General features: G+C 53.9%; 16 protein-coding genes and 1 other RNA gene. 9 read left to right on the top strand and 8 right to left on the bottom strand.

All coding sequences use genetic code 11. The features are described 5' to 3' along the window. Positions 1–5: 5 nt before the first annotated feature. The 3 genes from HRQ60_RS03610 to HRQ60_RS03600 form a co-directional block, all read right to left on the bottom strand. Entirely contained in the window at positions 6–743 is a 738-nt protein-coding gene (locus HRQ60_RS03610) for an exonuclease domain-containing protein (RefSeq protein ID WP_172194277.1), read from the bottom strand. Continuing rightward, entirely contained in the window at positions 740–1828 is a 1089-nt protein-coding gene (locus HRQ60_RS03605) for a DUF294 nucleotidyltransferase-like domain-containing protein (RefSeq protein WP_172194276.1), read from the bottom strand. The genes HRQ60_RS03610 and HRQ60_RS03605 overlap by 4 nt, the downstream gene beginning before the upstream one ends. A gap of 78 nt (positions 1829–1906) precedes the next feature. Beyond that, a complete protein-coding gene (locus tag HRQ60_RS03600; protein WP_172194275.1) occupies positions 1907–3334 on the bottom strand; it encodes an ammonium transporter in 1428 nt (475 codons plus the stop codon). A 298-nt stretch (positions 3335–3632) separates the two neighbouring features. On the opposite strand from HRQ60_RS03600, the gene HRQ60_RS03595 reads away from it, so the two are divergent. From HRQ60_RS03595 to HRQ60_RS03580, 4 genes are all read left to right on the top strand, one after another. Continuing rightward, complete coding sequence (locus HRQ60_RS03595) at positions 3633–4064, top strand: MerR family transcriptional regulator (protein ID WP_172194274.1); 432 nt, start codon at positions 3633–3635, stop codon at positions 4062–4064. 31 nt (positions 4065–4095) lie between these two features. Next, entirely contained in the window at positions 4096–4776 is a 681-nt protein-coding gene (locus HRQ60_RS03590; protein WP_172194273.1) for a zinc metallopeptidase, read from the top strand. Positions 4777–5011: 235 nt separating this feature from the next. Then, positions 5012–6703: a diguanylate cyclase gene (locus tag HRQ60_RS03585; protein ID WP_172194272.1), complete on the top strand. Its 1692-nt coding sequence runs from the start codon at positions 5012–5014 to the stop codon at positions 6701–6703. A 226-nt stretch (positions 6704–6929) separates the two neighbouring features. Next, positions 6930–8858, top strand: coding sequence for a serine hydrolase domain-containing protein (locus HRQ60_RS03580; protein WP_172194271.1), 1929 nt, complete (start codon positions 6930–6932; stop codon positions 8856–8858). A gap of 113 nt (positions 8859–8971) precedes the next feature. Here the strand turns inward: HRQ60_RS03580 and HRQ60_RS03575 are convergent, their stop codons facing one another. Further along, on the bottom strand, positions 8972–9622 hold the full coding sequence (locus HRQ60_RS03575; protein ID WP_172194270.1) for a rhomboid family intramembrane serine protease: 651 nt from the start codon (positions 9620–9622) through the stop codon (positions 8972–8974). Between the two features lie 121 nt (positions 9623–9743). On the opposite strand from HRQ60_RS03575, the gene tpx reads away from it, so the two are divergent. Continuing rightward, positions 9744–10262: a thiol peroxidase gene (tpx, locus tag HRQ60_RS03570; RefSeq protein ID WP_172194269.1), complete on the top strand. Its 519-nt coding sequence runs from the start codon at positions 9744–9746 to the stop codon at positions 10260–10262. Positions 10263–10351: 89 nt separating this feature from the next. Here the strand turns inward: tpx and HRQ60_RS03565 are convergent, their stop codons facing one another. The 4 genes from HRQ60_RS03565 to cshA all read right to left on the bottom strand — a co-directional run bounded on the left by HRQ60_RS03565 (position 10352) and on the right by cshA (position 13754). Beyond that, positions 10352–10744 (bottom strand): DUF1499 domain-containing protein, encoded by a 393-nt coding sequence (locus HRQ60_RS03565; RefSeq protein WP_172194268.1) that lies wholly within the window; start codon positions 10742–10744, stop codon positions 10352–10354. A 188-nt stretch (positions 10745–10932) separates the two neighbouring features. After that, positions 10933–11122, bottom strand: a non-coding RNA gene (gene ssrS / locus HRQ60_RS03560) — 6S RNA. A gap of 36 nt (positions 11123–11158) precedes the next feature. Further along, entirely contained in the window at positions 11159–11956 is a 798-nt protein-coding gene (locus tag HRQ60_RS03555; protein WP_172194267.1) for a YesL family protein, read from the bottom strand. Between the two features lie 223 nt (positions 11957–12179). Then, positions 12180–13754, bottom strand: a complete 1575-nt coding sequence (gene cshA / locus HRQ60_RS03550; protein WP_172194266.1) for a degradosome RNA helicase CshA — start codon at positions 13752–13754, stop codon at positions 12180–12182. A gap of 412 nt (positions 13755–14166) precedes the next feature. Between cshA and HRQ60_RS03545 the strand changes: the two genes are divergently transcribed. The 4 genes from HRQ60_RS03545 to HRQ60_RS03530 all read left to right on the top strand — a co-directional run bounded on the left by HRQ60_RS03545 (position 14167) and on the right by HRQ60_RS03530 (position 18473). Then, a complete protein-coding gene (locus HRQ60_RS03545; RefSeq protein ID WP_172194265.1) occupies positions 14167–14994 on the top strand; it encodes a YitT family protein in 828 nt (275 codons plus the stop codon). Positions 14995–15325: 331 nt separating this feature from the next. Then, positions 15326–15520, top strand: coding sequence for a hypothetical protein (locus HRQ60_RS03540; protein WP_172194517.1), 195 nt, complete (start codon positions 15326–15328; stop codon positions 15518–15520). A gap of 253 nt (positions 15521–15773) precedes the next feature. Further along, a complete protein-coding gene (locus tag HRQ60_RS03535; protein WP_172194264.1) occupies positions 15774–16976 on the top strand; it encodes a putative glycoside hydrolase in 1203 nt (400 codons plus the stop codon). A 141-nt stretch (positions 16977–17117) separates the two neighbouring features. Next, positions 17118–18473: an MATE family efflux transporter gene (locus HRQ60_RS03530; protein ID WP_172194263.1), complete on the top strand. Its 1356-nt coding sequence runs from the start codon at positions 17118–17120 to the stop codon at positions 18471–18473.

Genomic DNA, 18473 nt, shown 5'->3' with positions numbered 1-18473 from the left:
GCCAATCAAGCGTTGCTCAGCCGGGCATACAGATCCCCCAGCGTCGAAATTTGTTCTTCCCGTACCCGGTTCATATACCCGCCCCATAATTTCGCCGTCATCAGCGAATCTCCCAGGGCGTGATGGCGTTCCTTGATCTCGATTCCTTCTTCGTGCAGCAGTTCGTCGAGTCCGTAACCGCTTCTCGCCGGATTGAGCAGCCTGGCAATCATCATCGTATCGATCACCCGATGGGTCAGATGGGCTTTGGACGTTTTCCACAGCGCCGTATTGAGAAACGCTTTGTCGTGCGCGCTGGCATGGGCGACCAGTACCGAATGGCCGATAAAAGCCATAAAGTCATGCAGCGCTTCGATCAGCGAAGGAGCCTGTTCCACCATCTCCGGCGTGATGCCGGTCAGATCGGTAATATGCGGCGGAATCTCTATCCGCGGATTGACGAGCGTATAGAACGTTTCGCTCTCGAGCACTTGATCCCCCCACATCTTGACCGCCCCGAACGACAAAATCTCATCGCCTTTCTGGCAGTTGAACCCGGTCGTCTCCAGATCGAACACGACGGTCTCAAGCTCCGTCAGCGGAGTGATCAGCGCTTCCGGTCTGCGCTGTTCCCGGCTGAGCGAGCGGATGAACGCCATCTGATGGGCACTTTGTCCCCCGAATACCGAGGCTACCGCAGAAGGAACCCCTCCACTGCGCAGCATGTTCCAGAATCCGCTTCTCGACCCAGCCGGTTCCTTCATGCACGTCTCCTTTCCGCGAATCTGAGCTGACGCTGAAGTTCGCGATGCAGCTTGCGCACCCGAATCAGCCCACCCCGCAGTTCGTAAAACCGTTCTTTCTTCTTCAGCTCTTCCTGAGTCAAGTAGCCGCTGCTCTGCAGCAGTCCGCTCTCCTCCGTCGATTCCGTCATGCTGCGCAGCCGCAGCGCCGTGACAAACGATTCATAGACCGGCTCCAGCAGCGGCAGCGAAGCCGCCTCGAACTGGATAAGCTTCTGCAGTCTGCGCAGGGTCGACGATTCTTCCACATCGTGCTGGATCGCCAGAAACCGGGCGGCGTTGACAAGAGGAATATACATGCCGTATTTGACATCGAAATCTCCCGCATGGTCGCCGAAGCGTTCGGTCACGACCTGCCCAAGCACATTCAGCGTTTTCTTGTGCCTTACGGTGTTGCGCAAAATGGCGGCATGCAGCTCCGTATTTCCGCGAAGTCCGTCATAAAAATCGCGTTTCCAGTCTTCGGCCAGCCGTTCGTCGCCCGCGATCCAGCGAAAATCCGAAGCGATAATCAAATATCGGACCGGCTCCCAGCTGAGATCGCTTCTCCAGGCCCGGAGCTGCGCCGACCATTCCGAAGCGGTACGGCGCCATCTCGGCTCCGAACACATGACCTTCCCTTCGCATTTCTCATACCCGGCCGACTCCAGAATATCGGTCAACCGACGTCCGAATTCCGCAAAATACGTTTCTTTGTCTTCATGCTCGATATCCGACAGTACCAACCCATTGTCCTGATCGCTCCAAAGCGTCTGTTCCTGTCTGCCCGCGCTGCCAAAAACAACGAAAGCATAAGAGACGGGAGGCTGGCCGAAGCCCGCCTCCCCCATCTCCCGCTCGCATAATTGGACCGCATGCCGCATCAAAGCGTCGTGCATTTCATTGACCGAAGCGTTCCAGTCCAAAGGATCGGTGCCGGCCTGCGCTTCGATCAGCCTGCGCTGCAGGACAATCCGTTTCGCACGAAGCGCTTCGGGGGAACGGATCTGCGATAAATCTTCACGCTGTACGGATATCTGGTCCGTGTACGAGTCTCTCGGTTTCACCGGATTCCCCCTTTCATCGCCCGGCCGCTGCCGCGGTGCCGGTACGCTTTCATTTAGCGCCTGATTATTTTACCGACTTCAAGCGTTAGCCGGTGTACGCTTGCTGCCCGATTCCGGGTTTGTCGGACCGTTGAAAGTCGTTTCGCCCGCCATCTTCATTTGCTCCGGATATCCGTAGTTACCGTGTTCGCTGATATCCAGACCCATCATTTCTTCTTCTTCCGTCACGCGGATGCCCATCGTGATTTTCATGACATAGAAGATGATGAAGGTCACGGCACCTACGAAAGCCAGCGTGCCGACAACGCCCAGTGCTTGAACGCCCAGTTGGTGCAGACCGCCGCCGTAGAACAGACCGGCTTGACCCAAGCCTTTGTCCGTAGCCAATTCCGGAGTAGCGAAGAATCCTGTGCTCAAAGCGCCCCAGATCCCGGCAATCCCGTGTACCGAGAAAGCGAAGACCGGATCATCGACTCCCGCTTTTTCAAACCACTGCGCCGTGAAGAACGTCAGTACGCCGGCGACCAGACCGATTACGACCGCTGCCCAAGGCTCGACGAAAGCACACGAACCGGTGATCGCGACCAGAGCCGCCAATACGCCGTTAAGCATACTCGGGATGTCAGCTTTGCCGAACACCATCCAGGAAATCAGCAGAGCCGCTACGCCGCCCGCTGCCGCCGCGATATTCGTTGTCAGCGCCACGTAGGCGAAGAAGCCGTCCATAACCGACAGCGCACTGCCCGGATTGAAGCCGAACCAGCCCACCCACAAGATAATAACGCCCAGTACCGACAGAACCTGGTTGTGACCGAGGATGCTGTTCGGTTTGCCGTCTTTTCCGTATTTACCCAAACGGGGTTTGAGCATAATCGTCGCAACCAACGCCGCCGTAGCGCCCGTCAGATGGACAACCGTCGAGCCTGCGAAATCCTGCATGCCCATCGAACCGAGCCAGCCGCCGCCCCATACCCAGTGTGCGATAACCGGATAGATAATGATGGTGAACAAAGCGCCGAATACAATATATACGCTCAGTTTGGCGCGTTCCGCCAGACCGCCGCCGGCGATCGCAAGCGAGACGCCCGCAAAGGCGAGGTGGAAAAGGAACATCAGCGAAACCGGAAGACCGAAGCCGTTCACGGAATCGAAGGAAGAGGCTTGTCCTTCTCCGCCGAAGAAGAATCCTTCGAAGCCGAAGAAGCCGTTACCGTTGCCGAAACCGAAAGCAAAACCGAAAGCCCAGAAGGCAATGCTCGCGACGCCGAAGGAAAGAATCGTTTTGCCCGCTACGTGACCGGCATTCTTCATCCGGACCGACCCTGCTTCAAGCAGAGCGAAACCCGCCTGCATGAAGATAACCAGTACCGCCGCGATAAAGACGAAAGCCATGTTCACGCCGTTCGTTAACGCCTCGCCGTCTACCGCTTCCGCCGCATAGGCGCTAACCGGAAAAGCCGCTGCTGCCGTCAGTGCTCCAAACGCTGCCCACCACTTCTTTCTCAAATTCCCCACGCCCTCTTCATGTAATTTTATCTAACATTATGTGAAACTCTTGATGTCATTATAGACCGCGGCAAGAAAGCTGACAAGTGATTTCGCCAAAAAAATTTGAATTTATTTCAGACTTTTTTTCCCGATAAAGCTGTATGTGCGTTAACGCGGCAAAGTACGCGTTTTCATAAAAAGTATGACGTTTGACTGTACGCTTTAGATTGGATATAATTGAATTTGTCAATACTATCTTTTTATATTTACTTACTTTAATGAGGGACTTGGGAAAGGGTGAGACCGTGATGGGGATATGAAACTGTTCCGAATCGGCGAACTGGCCAAGGCCGCGGGTACCAGCGAGCGAACGATCGATTATTATACCAAGCTGGGCCTGATCTGCCCGCAGGACCGGTCGATGACCAACTATCGGCTGTACGGTCCCGAGACGCTTTTGCGGCTGAAACGTATTCACGAATTGAAAAATGAAAAGTTTACTCTGGACGAAATCCGCGAGCGGCTCGACAAATGGAGCGAAGCGACCGGGGACGATCGGGTATCGGAAAAGCTGACCCTGCTTGAAGGCCATCTGGCCCAGGTGGAAAAAGAATTGAAAGAACTGCAGCCGCTGCTTCAGGATCTCGATCCTGCGCAGGCCCGCAAAACCTTTTCCCAAATTGTCCCGCAGGGAGTCGCCTGTATGGAAGCAATCAAACTTCTGCTTGGACAAAACCCGATGATGTAATGTTCTTACACTTATATGGAGGGAAACGAATATGAGCTTCAATTTTTTGATGTATATGTTGATCATTCCCGCGTTCATCTTGACGATCTGGGCTCAGTTCCGGGTCAAAAGCACGTATAGAAAATGGCGCGAGGTCCCGGTACACAGCGGAATGACCGGTTATGAAGCCGCGCGCCACATGCTCGATACGAATGGCCTGCAGGAAGTCCAGATCGTGCCCGTGCCGGGCATGCTGTCCGACCATTACAATCCGGTCAACCGTACAGTCGCGCTGTCCGAAGACGTCTACTACGGCAGCAGCATCTCGTCCGTATCGGTCGCCTGCCACGAGATCGGCCACGCCATCCAGCACAAAGAAGCGTATCCGATGCTGTCACTGCGCCACCGGATCTTCCCGGTCGTCAACTTCGCGTCGGGCGTCGCTCCTTTCCTCATTCTGGGCGGCTTCCTGTTCGACTTCACGAACCTGATCGGATTCGGCATTTTGTTCTTCGCCGTTACGGTCGTGTTCCAACTGATCACGCTGCCGGTCGAATTCAACGCAAGCAGCCGGGCACGCGAAGTCATGGTATCGGAAGGCTACATTACGAACGAGGAAGAACGCGGAGTCGGAAAAGTCCTGAACGCCGCCGCACTCACTTACGTAGCCGCCGCACTGGTCTCGCTGCTGGAACTGCTGCGTCTGGTCGGATTGTTCAATAACCGCAGCTGATCAACAAACCTTATTTCCCCGACAGGCGATTGTGTTCATTTCTCGCGTCCAACCGGCAGCGGCAGTAACGCCGTGCCGGTTTTTTTTGCTGAAAAACGGCCTAAAAGCACTCTTTTTCGCGTAAAGCTTGGATCCTCCAGATAATTGCTGGCTAATTCTCTTCATTTTATGGTACTATACATCTACTTTAGCATTGCAGCCGACTGCCGCTTTCGCATACAAAAGGAGAAGGTTCGTGAGCCTATCAGTGTGGTATGATCTCTTCCTATTCGCTCTATTGTCCGCCTTGCTCGTCTACATTTTTTTTGCGGTACGTATCACCAATCTGCATAAATTCTACTTCGTTTTCCACTTTTTCATGATGCTGTGGCCGCTCTGCCAATTCGCCACCCATATCGTGCAATCCCCCCAAGGACAGCTCCTCTACGTTTCACTCTCTTTCGTCGCCACTCTTATGCTGGTCAGCGGCTGGCTGCTGTTTACCTTGTTTCTTACCGGCAACGATAAGCGGCTGAGTCCCAAATCCATCTCGTTTATCTTTTTGCCCGCGGTCGCCGCTTCAATTCTAACTGTCTCCAATCCGTTCCATTTGTTCACCCACCCGGCATCCGACAACTACGTAGAACGTTTCTACGGTCCTTTGTTCTGGCTGGTCATGGCTCTGGTCGCCGTTTATTTTGCCGCTTCGCTGTTTGTGCTGCTGCGCGCCCTGCGGTCGGCTTCTTCTTCCGCAAGTCTCAAAAAGCAAATCCGGATCGTGCTTTGGGGCATTTGCGCCCTCGCTTTTTTTGCGCTGCTCGATATTCTGCTCAATGTGGTGCTGCGTGAGGTTCTGCCTATTATTCCGGGTCTGACTTCGCTTGGCATTTTTATCGCGGATTTGTTTTTTGTGTTCGTCATCACCCGGTACAAAGTATTCGATCTGGTCTCGATTGCGCATGAAGACATCATCAATACGATTCCGCACGGCATTCTTGTTCTGGATGAACAGCAGGAGGTTGTCGAAGCCAACCGGGCTCTTCGTCTGTTTCTCGAGATCGAAGCGGGAGAGGTATTCGATGTCGAAGCGTTCCTGTCTTCCGTTCGGGTAATCGGCAACGCCGAGCACTTCCTCGAACACTATAAGAGAAAAGACAACGACGTGTTCCAGATCGAATGGTCGGCTCTGCGGGGAAACCATCTGCACTGCATCCTCCAGGCTTCACCGATTCTCGATACCTCGCGTCTGCCGATCGGCCATATTCTCACCTTTCAAGACGTCTCCCATGAACGGCGTCTGGTGCGGGAGCTGAATCTGCAGAACGACATCCTGCAGGAACGCAACCGCTCCCTGGACCGCACACGGCTCGAATTGTCGCAGGCCAACCGCCGCCTTGAAGAAATGGCGCTGACCGACAGCCTGACCCAGTGCTATAACCGCCATTACCTGACGCAGCGGCTGGAGCAGGAGATGATCGCCAACGTGCAGCAGCGTATTCCTTTTTCGTTCGTGCTGTTCGATATCGACTTTTTCAAATCGATCAACGACCGTTACGGCCATGTCGCCGGCGACGAGATGCTGTATCGTACCGCCCAGATCGTCAAGAAGCATATTCGCAGTACGGACATTCTGGCCCGGTACGGCGGCGAAGAGTTTATTTTGTACCTGCCCTGCACGGGCAGGGATACAGCCCGGCAGATCGCCGAACAGGTACGCGCCGCCGTGGAATCGAACTTTGTTTCTCTGGAACATGTTCCTGAACCGGTGAGCGTCACCGTCAGTCTGGGCGTTCTCTCGATCGAAGATTTCGAGCAGGAACGCCTTCCGGACAATTCGGAAGATTACCTGACACAGCTGTTTACCGAAGTCGACAAACCGCTCTACGAAGCCAAGAAAAACGGCCGGAACCGGATCGAGTTTGCCACGATTCGCCAAATTTCAGGATAAGGGAGCGATCTGTTCGATTTCTTTCGATCCCCCTGATCCTTTTGTAAGGTTTTCCGGCTTTGACCAAAAGCACAGCAGCCCTCAACCCCGGCTGCTGTGCTTTTTTGTGTATGCGCCGCAGGAACATCCTTGACAGTATCCGGCAAAGGCTATATGGTTAATTACATAACTAACTAACCAGAGGACGGCCGCCAACTTTCGGTCCGCCTTGAAAAGGAGTCCGTCCATGTTCTCACGTCTTAAATCCGGGTGTTCGATTCGGAGATTGGTTTCTGCCCTGCCGCTGCTGCTTCTGCTGCCTTTTCTGCTGCCCTATTCATCCTCAGCGGAAGAGGTCAGCCTCCCGGCAGCCGAAACGACGCCTTCGGGGATCCGCCTCGATGAATTGGAAGCGTACATCGATCATTTTGTCGAACCTTATATCAACAAGACGACAGCCGCCGCATCGATCGCCGTCGTCAAGAACGGACAGATCGTTCTGTCCAAAGGCTATGGCCTCGCCGATATCGAACAGAAGGTTCCCGCCGAGCCCGATACCGTCTTCGAATGGGGATCCATCAGCAAACTGTTTGTATGGACATCGGCGATGCAGCTCGCGGAAGAAGGCAAGCTGGACCTCGAAGCCGATATCCGCCGTTACCTGCCGGACGGATTCTTGAAGCGGCTGACCTATCCGGAAGCGATTACCTTTATGGATTTGATGAATCACACCGCAGGCTTCGAAGAGTATATGTTCGATATGGCCTATACTTCGCCCGACCAGGTCCGAACGCTCGAACAAGGTCTTCGCCTGGCCGAACCGAATCAAATCTACCGCCCCGGCGAAAATGTCGCGTATTCGAATTACGGCAATTCGCTGGCTGCCTATATCGTGGAGCGGATATCCGGCCAACCCTACAACGAATATGTGAACGAACATATTCTCAAGCGGCTGGATATGAATCAGACCGAGATCACATCCGTTCTGGACAGCCGCCTCGATCTGCAGGCGCGCAAAGCGATCGGGTACTTGCCTGGCGATCCCGGGAACTTTGTCAAAGGTTCCTGGAATTACATGTCCATGTATCCCAACGGAGGAGCAAACGGAACGGCGGAAGATCTGGCCCGGTTTGCCGCAGCCTTTATGCCGGAAAACGGTCAGGCGACCCCGCTGTTCGGCCAACCGGAGACTCTGTCGACCTTCCTGAGTCCTTCCCGTTCTTCGGATCGGTATATGCCCGGTATTGCCCACGGCCTCTGGGAATATCCGGGCGCTTCCCGAACGCTGGGGCATGGAGGAAATACGATGGCTTTCTCCAGTACACTGCAGTTTGTTCCCGATCAGCACTTTGCCGTTGTTATCCTGACGAATCAGTCCGGTGAAGCCAACTTGGTGCACGGGCTTGCCCAAGCCCTGCTCGGCAGTCCCGAGATTCCGGCTTCCGACTCGATTCTGCCCGACTCTTCCCGGATCTCCGGAAGTTTCATCGCGGCACGCCGAGCCGAACAGGGATTCATGGGGGTCTATCCCTATCTGTCCATGCTGCATCTCTCCTCTGAAGCGCTCAACCGTCTGAGCGTCAAGTTGGCGGGCTTCGAAGGCGAATACCGGCAGATCCGGCCGTACCTGTACGAACGAATCAGCGGGGATGCGGAGCTCGGTGCCTGGCCGTTCCTGCATATCGATATGGAAAATGACCGTATCCAGCGAATTTCGGTCTATACAACCGATTACCTGCCGCTGTCCGGGCTTTATTCCGTGCCGCTGTTGACAGCCCAAGCGGCCGCGGCCGGGATCGCCCTGCTGTTCTTCCTGATCGTACCGCCCGGTTCGCTTCTGGCCGCCCGGTTCAGCCGCCGTTCCCGCACCGGCACGCCCGGTCTTCGCAGGAAGACGCTGGCGCTTCAATGGAGCGGACTGCTGCTCGCCGTCAACAATCTGGTGCTGGCTTTCCGGATGCTGTCCCAGAACGAACGCCCGTACAGCGATGTTCAGCCGCAGCTCATTCTGAACAGCGTGCTGACCGCGGCGGGATTAATCGCTCTGCTGTTGATCGTTTTTGAACTCAAACGCCGCCCTGCCCTTCCCTTACGCTCCAAAATCAATCTGCTGCTCTCCATTTCGCTGTGGCTGATCCTGGCTTTGCTTCTGATTGTATGGCAGTTCTATCGCTGATCTTTTCTTCTGCACCCAAAAAGCCGCTCTCCCAACCGGGAAAGCGGCTTTTTGATATAGAGCGTTGACTGTAGGGTATCCTTCACTTCTGCAAAGAATCTGTATATGGCCGATTACTCTCCGATTTTTTTGCCGAGCGGAAGTCTTACCAGCAGTCCATACAAGAAGAATCCGGCAATCGCACCGCCGAAATGCGCCCAAATGTTCACGTTCGGTGTAGCAAAGCTGAGCAGCAGCCCCATGAACAGCAGGATGTATACGGTCTGACGGGAATTTTTGTCCATCTTCTGACGCTGGAACAGCGCCATGTACAAGAAGGCTCCGTACCCGCCGTAGATCGCGCCGGAAGCGCCGACGGAAATAAAGTATTCGCCGGCCCGGTTATATGCTCCCATACTGATCAGGTTGGCGATGATCCCGCTGGCCAGATACAAAAAGGCGTAGCGAACATGGCCAAGCAGACGCTCAAGCGGCGGCAGGAAGACAAGAATAGCAAAACAGTTAAACAACAAATGCTCGAAGCCGCCATGCAGAAAGACCGAAGACAGATACCGCCAGGGTGCATCGACCTCGGCTATTCCCGGAACGCCGACTACGTTCGAGAGTGCGCCGTATTGAAGCAGAATGGATCCGGAAGCGTCTCGGCTGTAAGCTCCGTTCACCGCAAGAACAATAAACATCACGACGTTGATCAAGACCATCAGCGCCGTAATCGGATAGAACTTCAGGTACTGGTTCCATTTTTCGTAACGTACAAAAATCATGATTTTCCTCTTTTCCGCTATGCTCTTTTTTGCAAACGATCTCTACCCAATATTATAATGAAACGGGACGGGAAAATCCAAATTCCCGCTGCTGTACGAGAATTCGAGGAGGTTATGTATCATGGCACAACAAAGAACCGGCGCAGCCACGTTCAAAGGAAACCCGATTACCCTGATCGGTCCCGAGCTGAAAGTCGGCGACACGGCTCCGGACTTCAAACTCAACCGCAACCTGCTGGAAGAAGCTTCTCTCCAAGATTTTTCCGGCAAAGTCAAACTGATCAGCGTCGTTCCTTCGCTCGATACGGGAACCTGCGATGCGCAAACGCGTCGTTTCAATACGGAAGCGGCCGACCTGGGCGAACATGTCGTCATCTTGACCGTCAGCGTCGATCTGCCTTTCGCTCAAGCCCGCTGGTGCGGTGCCGCAGGCGTCGATCAGGTCGTGACCCTGTCCGACTACAAGACCCGTTCGTTCGGCGAAGCCTACGGCGTTCTGATCGAAGAACTTCAGCTGGATATGCGCGCGATCTTCGTGCTCGACGAGAACGACCGTATCGCTTACGTGGAATATCTCGGCGAAATGAGCAGTCCTCCGAATTACGAGCAGGCGATTGCGGCGGTCAAAGCGCTGCTGTAACGGCAGTCTTTTAACACATACACGAAAAAACGCACCCGCACGCGGAATTCCGCGTAGCGGGTGCGCTTACATAAAGCCGAAAATCGGCTTTAGCTTGTTGTTTTGTAAGCGGCCAATTTTTTGTCGAGAATGGTGAACAAGCTTATAATGGTCCGATAGTTGGCGCCAAGATCGCCCAGCGATCCGCGGGATGCCGAATAAATATCGACTGCGCTCTTGACCGGACTCACCGCAAGAACGGAAACGGTAATATCCATCGTCCGCCCGAACTTCGTACGCTTCTCCAGGGTAATCTCCCCTACGCCCGCCACTTCGTGCAGTACCTTGTAGCCAGGAATTTTCTTGAGCGTCGAACTGACCTCTTCCCACGCTTTATCTCTGGAAAGGCTGTAATATCTCGTTTTCATGTTAGGATCGGTCGCGCGGTCGCTCGTACCTTCCTGACTGCGAATAATCCCGACCAATGTACGTTTAAACGACAAGATCTTTCCTCCTTTAACGTTGCCCATCTTTCTACTTCTAGTGTAGCATTGTTCCATTCAGAACAAAAGAAAAACAGAACAAAAACGTCCCCATACCCGGAAGTTTTCCAGTATGGGGACGTTATATCCCTGTCGGGTTCCAAGAAGCCCGAGCCTGCTATCCGGCCGACTTCCATTATCATACAAAAAGGGATCCCGCTCTGCCGTCCGATCACATTGCCTCGAACCTGCTATCGCAGGTGGGTGACCGCAAAACGGGCTTTGAAGTCCCCATGTCATATAGACAGGGCGTTTCATTGCGGCGTTCGATGTAGGTCTCCCGAGACTTATTCATTGGTTCAAAACAACGAAAAACCGAAACGGGCATCGCAGGATGTAGAGTTATTATAGCGCTTACGACCACACTTGTAAACTCTACCGCTTCTTTTTATTCAAAAAAGATCCCTTTTCCTTTTTCTCTTCGCCAAGCTCGATCAGTTCCGTTTCTCCGTTCGCATTCTGGGCTTCTTCGCGCTTCTTGGCCTGCTCCTGCATTTTCAGGAAGGTTGCATAGAAGTTGAAGAAAGCGAACCATGCCATTACGCTTCCTGCCGCGATTACGTACAGTACCGGCATCTGCCAGCAGATATACACGATCGCGATCGCTCCGATCAACGTCGAGAAGACGCGGAACGGGCGCAGCAGCGTCAGCAGAATCGCATTTTTGAGAATGCCGCCGATCTTCATATGATAATGGGTTACCATCGAGAAGAAGTTGAACAGCGAAACGAACAGCAGAATCATCAGAATCAGCATCAGAATACCGAACAGCTGCAGATTGCGGAACTGCACCATATAGACGGTGATATCCACGTACATCACGACGAACAAGATCGTATAGAAAATACCGCCGACCATACTTTGTTTGTAATTCTCTTTGTACCCCCGGAAGAAGGTACGGGTGATTTTGACGTCCGGTTCTCCCATCACCCATTTGCGAGCGACCGTAAACATGGCTGAAGTGGCCGGGAACAATGTAACCGGTGCCAGAATCCCCAATACCCAGTTCAAGGTCAGCGCTTCATTAACATACTGTGGATCGATCGCCAAACGCATATACAAGATAAACAAAAACGGCGCCGAACACAGCACCCAGAGCAAGTTCGTTCCCGAGATGCGCATAATCCACTCGGTCAGGCGGTAAATCCCCCCCGTAAGCCCCCTAAATTCCAACAGGTATTCCTCCTCGAAAAATCGCATAATCCCATTCGGCCGTACCTCAGCACGCCGTATGTCGACTGATAGTTCAATTATACCGATTCCGCCTTGCAAAAACCACCCTTTGCGAAAAGGCATTCGAAACGTTTATCCGACATTTCGCCAACGTCCGCGCAAAAAAAGAAGGCGGCGCATGGATGCGCCGCCTTCTTGAATACTCGTTTAAAGCTGACTTTCCTTACTCGAAGCTGTCGCGTTTCGGGCTTGGACGGTCGCTTTGGCCTTGGTACGAAGGTTTGCTTGTGCTGCGTCCTTGATAGCCGCCGCCTTCTTTCGAACCTTTGTAACCGCCGCCGCCGCTGCTGCTGCGTCCTTGGTATCCGCCTGTACGGCCGCCGCTGCTGCTTCCGCCTTTGTAGCCGCCGCTGCCTTTATAACCGCCGCCGCCGCTGCGAGCGCCGCCGTAGCTGCCCGAAGGCTTGCGACGTTTTGCGCGAACCGGATCTTCCGGAGTCAGTTCGATCTTCGAATCTTTCTTCTCCCCGGTCATCAGCTTCATCGCTGCCGACAGCAGGTTAACGGAATCGTACTGCTCCAGCATTTGGATCGCGATCGCTTTGTATTCGTTCAGTTCGCCGTCCTGTACCACTTCGAGCAGACGCTCGGCCAGGATGCGTTGTTTGCCTTCGATCGCTTCGCTCATGGTAGGGAGCGGTTTGCGTGCGATTTTGTGGCGCGTTACGCGCTCGATGAAGTTCAGGTGATCCAGCTCGCGAGGCGTTACGAACGACCACGCTTTGCCTTCTCTACCTGCACGGCCCGTACGGCCGATCCGGTGAACGTAGCTTTCCGGATCCTGCGGAAGGTCGAAGTTGATTACGTGCGTGACGCCCGATACGTCGAGACCGCGTGCGGCCACGTCCGTTGCTACCAGCACTTCGATGCTGCCGTCGCGGAATTTGCGCATAACCGCATCACGCTGGTTCTGCGACAAGTCGCCATGGAGACCATCAGCCGAATAGCCGCGTTTTTGCAGCGCTTCTGCCAGTTCGTCAACCCGACGCTTGGTGCGTCCGAACAGAATAGCCAGTTCAGGCGATTCCATATCGATCAGGCGAGTCAGTGCTTCGAACTTTTGACGTTCCGGCACTTCGATGTACGCCTGCTCGATCAGCGGTACGCTGATTTGCTTAGGAATAACCGATACATGCTGAGGGTTTCTCAGGAATTGTTCAGCCAGACGCTTGATGTTAGCCGGCATTGTAGCCGAGAACAGCAGCGTTTGACGCTCTTCCGGAACCAGCTTCAGGATCGACTGGATGTCTTCCATGAAGCCCATGTCGAGCATTTCGTCCGCTTCATCCAATACGACCGTGTGAACGTCGTCAAGCTTGATCGTTTTGCGGTTGATGTGGTCAAGCAGACGTCCCGGCGTACCGATAATGATCTGCGGTTTTCTTTTGAGTGCACGGATCTGACGAACGATATCTTGTCCGCCGTAGATCGCCAGGGAACGAAGTCCCTTGAAACGTGCAAGCTTCTCGATTTCGTCGGCAACCTGAATCGCCAGTTCGCGAGTCGGGGCCATGATGAGAGCCGAGATTTTCTCTTCTTCGCGGGCGATCTTGCTGATCATCGGAATACCGAATGCCGCTGTTTTACCTGTACCGGTCTGTGCTTGACCGATCATGTCGCTTCCGCTCAGAGCGATCGGAATCGCCTGCGACTGAATCGGTGTCGCTTCTTCAAAGCCCATTTCCGTAATTGCCTGTAATACCTTTGGTTCCAAATCGAAGTCTGCAAAATTTGCCAATAGATTCATGCTCCTTTTATTAGGGGCGAGCTGCCACTTTATCTGTGGACAAGCCGCTTCTGGATTCTGTATTCTTAAGTAGCCGCAACCGATCGATAACCGAAGGGTTCCTCATATGCTGTTGACGCCAAGTTCTCTGTACCACAACACTTGGCCAAGGGAGGAGCTTCTTCAAAGCCGAAGCCAAAAAGCCGAAGCTTTATTATATACCGTTTAACCTTTTACTCGCGCTTTTTCCGCTCAGCCGATGACGGTTATTACGGAGACGAGAAAGATCTACTCAAGAACATCTAAATCATTATACCATAAGCGACTATCAAAAAGCCAGTAAACCTTTCAAAGGTTTGTCACATTTTTTCACGGTTTTCATTTATAATAGGTTTTTTCATTTTGTTTTTCAGGAGTGGTGGTTTTGTTTATTCGTATTGGCCATTTATTTACGATCGTGATCGGTGCCCTGCTGATCGCGGCCGGCTTCAACCTGTTCCTGATTCCCCATCAGCTGCTCAGCGGCGGCGTCTCCGGTTTGTCGATGCTTACCGGCTACTTTACACCGCTGAGTGTCGGCATTTTGTACTTCTTGTACAATATCCCGATGCTGATCGCCGGCTGGTTCCTGCTGGGGCGGCGGTTTATTCTGCTCAGTATCGTATCCGTTGCCGCCGTCACGGCCATGATCGCTTTGATTCCCGAGAAAATGGTGGCCAACGACCCCATCCTTTCTTCCGTATTCGGCGGCGTGCTCGTCGGGATCGGAGCGGGCATCTCGTTTCGCGTAGGCGGTTCCAGCGGCGGATTCGATATTCTCGGCTCTATCGTGACGCGCTACCGCGATTTCCCGGTCGGCAATATCCTGGTCGCGCTGAACGCGCTCGTCATTTTGGCGATGGGCTATCTGCAAAACGATTGGAATCTGGCGCTTCTGTCGATGGTCTCCATCTATATTACCGGCAAAGTAGTCGACATGATCCATATCAGCCATATCAAAGTCACGCTGTTCATTATTACGGACGATACCGACGCGCTGCTCGAACGGCTGCTCCAAATCGAGCGGGGCGTAACGAGAATTCAGGCCGAAGGCGCTTTTTCCCACACGAAAAAAGATATGCTGATGACCGTCACGACCATGTACGAATTGGCCGAACTCAAACGCGTCATTAAGGAAGCGGATCCGCGGGCTTTCGTCAATATTGTGGAAACCGTCGGCGTCATGGGCTCGTTCCGGAAGCGCTCGTTGTGAAACTTGTTTGGTTCTCGTGGAATTCCTATTCGCACAACCGAACGCTGCGGCTGCGGTAAAGTCCGCTTCCGGCCGCTTCGTTTTCCCGGCAGAACCCCATGCTCACCCAAAAAGCGTCCCTCGCGGGCGCTTTCTTTTTTTGTAGGTAAAAGGACGGTTTCGCGAATAGGAATTCGATGTGATATAATAAATCCGTACCGCAGCCGGGATTCCCCGGACTCCCGGTGTTGCAAGATTCACGCTTCAGCTTCATAGACAGCGCATGGTTGCTTTTCTCAGGTATTCGAGTCAGACAATGACGTACGATTCCGGAAAAGAAAGGGTGACGACTATGGAAATGGAAGCCGTAAAACTTGAACAAATCGTGATGAGATGGTACCCCGACATGCTTTCGTTCTTGAAGCAGCAGGAGCTTGATTCCGTGATCGTCCTTCGTGACGGCATGGGCATTCTTGAAGCCGAAGACGCGCTCGACATTATCCACCACAGTATTTTGGAACATCAGTCTCCGGATATTTTACAGTAATTTGCCTGGTCTTTTTCAAAAGAGTTCTCCATAGGCCGCTCTCTTCCCAACGGAAGGGGCGGCCCTACCTATGACCGCCGGATTGGGGCCAACCGGATTCGGGCTTCTTCTCTGCGGTTAAAAGGACAAGGTGTGCCAAAACGGAATAATCAGGCATTCATGACAATTTTGTTATGCGAAGCCGCTTCAAAAACGCTATACTGATAACGGCCTGGACAGCCGGGAATCACGCACAGACGAAGGAGAGAATAAAATGGACATCTTATGGAGCCTGCTTGCTCTTACGGTAGGCAGTCACAATCCGGAAAGCGTACCACCGGCACAGGTGAACGCCAATCCGATCACGGTAGCGGTCGAATCGGCCTGGAACCTCAGCGCACTCACCGCGCAAAAAGACAGCGTGGTCATCGATGCGGACAACCCGCCGATCAAGATCGATCCGCAGCCGGACGCACCCAAAGTCAAAGGCATCTACGTGACGGCGTACAGCGCAGGCGGCGCCCGAATGAAAGAACTGCTGGAACTGCTCGACAACACCGGGCTAAATTCGATGGTCATCGATATTAAAGACGACCTGGGGTACATAACGTACGAAACGGAAAACAAAGAACTGCTCAAGATGGGTACTGCCCAGAAGTTCATTCCGGATATCAAAGATTTGATGGCCAAACTCAAAAAGCATAACGTTTATCCGATCGCCCGAATCGTTGTCTTCAAGGACACGGTATTGGCCGAGAACCATCCGGAATTGTCGTTCACAAACGGCGACGGCAGTGTATGGAAAAACGGCGGCGGCGACGCTTTCGTGAATCCGTACAGCAAAGAAGTCTGGGATTATAACGTAGCGATCGCCAAAGAAGCGGCCGCTATGGGCTTCAAAGAAATCCAGTTCGACTATGTACGTTTCGCGGAAGGATTCGAGAAACGCGCCGATACGCTGAAATACGAGAAAAGCGAATCTACCCGTACCGAAGCCGTCTCGGAATTTGTTCAATACGCGCGCAAGGAACTGGCTCCACTTGGCGTCCGCGTCTCGGTCGACATTTTCGGTTACGCCGCTTCCGTACCGGCAGCCGACGGCATCGGACAAGACTTCACCAAAATTTCGGAGAATGTCGACGTTATCGCGCCGATGGTCTATCCGAGCCATTATTCGACCGGCTGGTTCGGCGCCACCGATCCGGATAAAGAACCTTACGTCACGATCAAAGGATCCATGGTCGATACGTTCAAGAAACTCGACGAGATCAAAGAGAAATCGCAGCGTCCGATCGTGCGTCCCTGGATTCAAGACTTTACGGCAAGCTGGCTGGGAAGCGGGCATTATACCAAATACGGCAAAGCCGAAATGGATGCCCAGATCAAAGCCATGGCCGATATGGGCGTGGACGAGTATCTGCTCTGGAACGCGTCCAACCGGTATACCAAAGACGGCAACTACGGCCCGAAAGACTGATTCGGTCCACTCGGCCGTCTCGAGGATTGACAGCGCCGCGTTCTCGCGGCTGCTGATTACGGCGACAACCCGGCCTTCCCTGGCCGGGTTTTTGCCTGCGCTTTTTGCGCGGCACGCCTATCGAAAGGATCTCCCGAACCCATGCAGGCCACGACTACGCTCAAACAAAAATTCTCGCAGTTTTTCGTCGTTTTTCTGCCGATTTTCGTCACCCAGATCGCGCTGTCGGCCATGGCTTTTTTTGATACGAGTATGACCGGACATGTCAGTCCGGCCGCACAGGCCGGCGTCTCGATCGGAGTCAGCTTATGGATTCCGATCCAGACCGGACTGAACGGCGTCCTAAACGGCATTATGCCGATCGTTTCCCAACTGATGGGCGGCGGTCGGGAACAAGATATCCGCTTCAATCTGTTTCAGGGCCTGCTCCTGTCCCTGCTGTTCTCCGCCGCGGTTCTGCTGGTCGGCGGTCTGCTGCTGGATCCGGCGCTCGGCTTCATGAACGCCGAAGCCGAAGTCGCGGATACCGCCCGCAAATTCCTGATCTGCCTGGCCTTCGGCGTCGTGCCGCTGTTCGGTTACACCGTGCTGCGCGGCTGTATCGATGCGATGGGCCAGACGCGTGTGTCGATGGCGATCACGCTCTGTTCGCTGCCGGTCCAGCTTATCCTCAACTACCTGCTGATCTTCGGCAATTTCGGTTTTCCGAAGCTCGGCGGCGTCGGTGCCGGCGTGGCGACCGCCGTCACCTATTGGGTTATTTTCCTGATTGCGCTGGTCGTCTTGTATCGGACGCAGCCGTTCGCCGATTTTGGGTTTTTCCGACGCTGGCATGCGGTTTCCTGGCCCAAACAGCGCGAACTGCTCAAACTCGGCATTCCGATCGGTTTCGCAACTTTTTTCGAGACCTCGATCTTCGCCGCCGTTACGCTGCTCATGAACCGGTTCGGGACGAATGCGGTGGCGGCCCATTCGGCCGCGATCAACTTCGCTTCCACCCTCTATATGATTCCGCTTGCGATCTGTATGGCGCTGACGATTCTGGTCGGTTACGAAGCCGGAGCCGGCCGAACCAAAGACGCCCGGCAGTACGCTTCGATCGGGATTGGTTCGGCTGTATTCATGGCGGCCGTTACGGCGGTCGTGCTGCTTCTGTTCGCCGACAAAGTCGCCTTGATCTATTCGACCGATCCGGCCGTCACGGCGCTGATCGTCCAGTTTCTTGGCTACGCGATCTTTTTCCAGCTGTCCGACGCATTGGCTACACCGATCCAGGGAGCGCTGCGCGGCTACAAGGACGTGACTCCCGCGTTCTTTATTACGCTGGTGGCTTATTGGGTGATAGGCCTGCCGCTCGGATACGCCCTGGCCGTCTATACGCCGCTTGGACCCTTCGGTTACTGGCTCGGCCTGATCGCCGGATTGGCGGTCGGAGCGGTGCTGCTGATGCTCCGACTGTTCAAAGTCCAGCGGTCCTACCGCATTCTGCCGCAATAA

It is taken from the genome of Saccharibacillus qingshengii (assembly GCF_013185195.1).
GTDB lineage: Bacteria > Bacillota > Bacilli > Paenibacillales > Paenibacillaceae > Saccharibacillus > Saccharibacillus qingshengii.
This window is presented reverse-complemented; position numbering and strand designations above follow the sequence as displayed.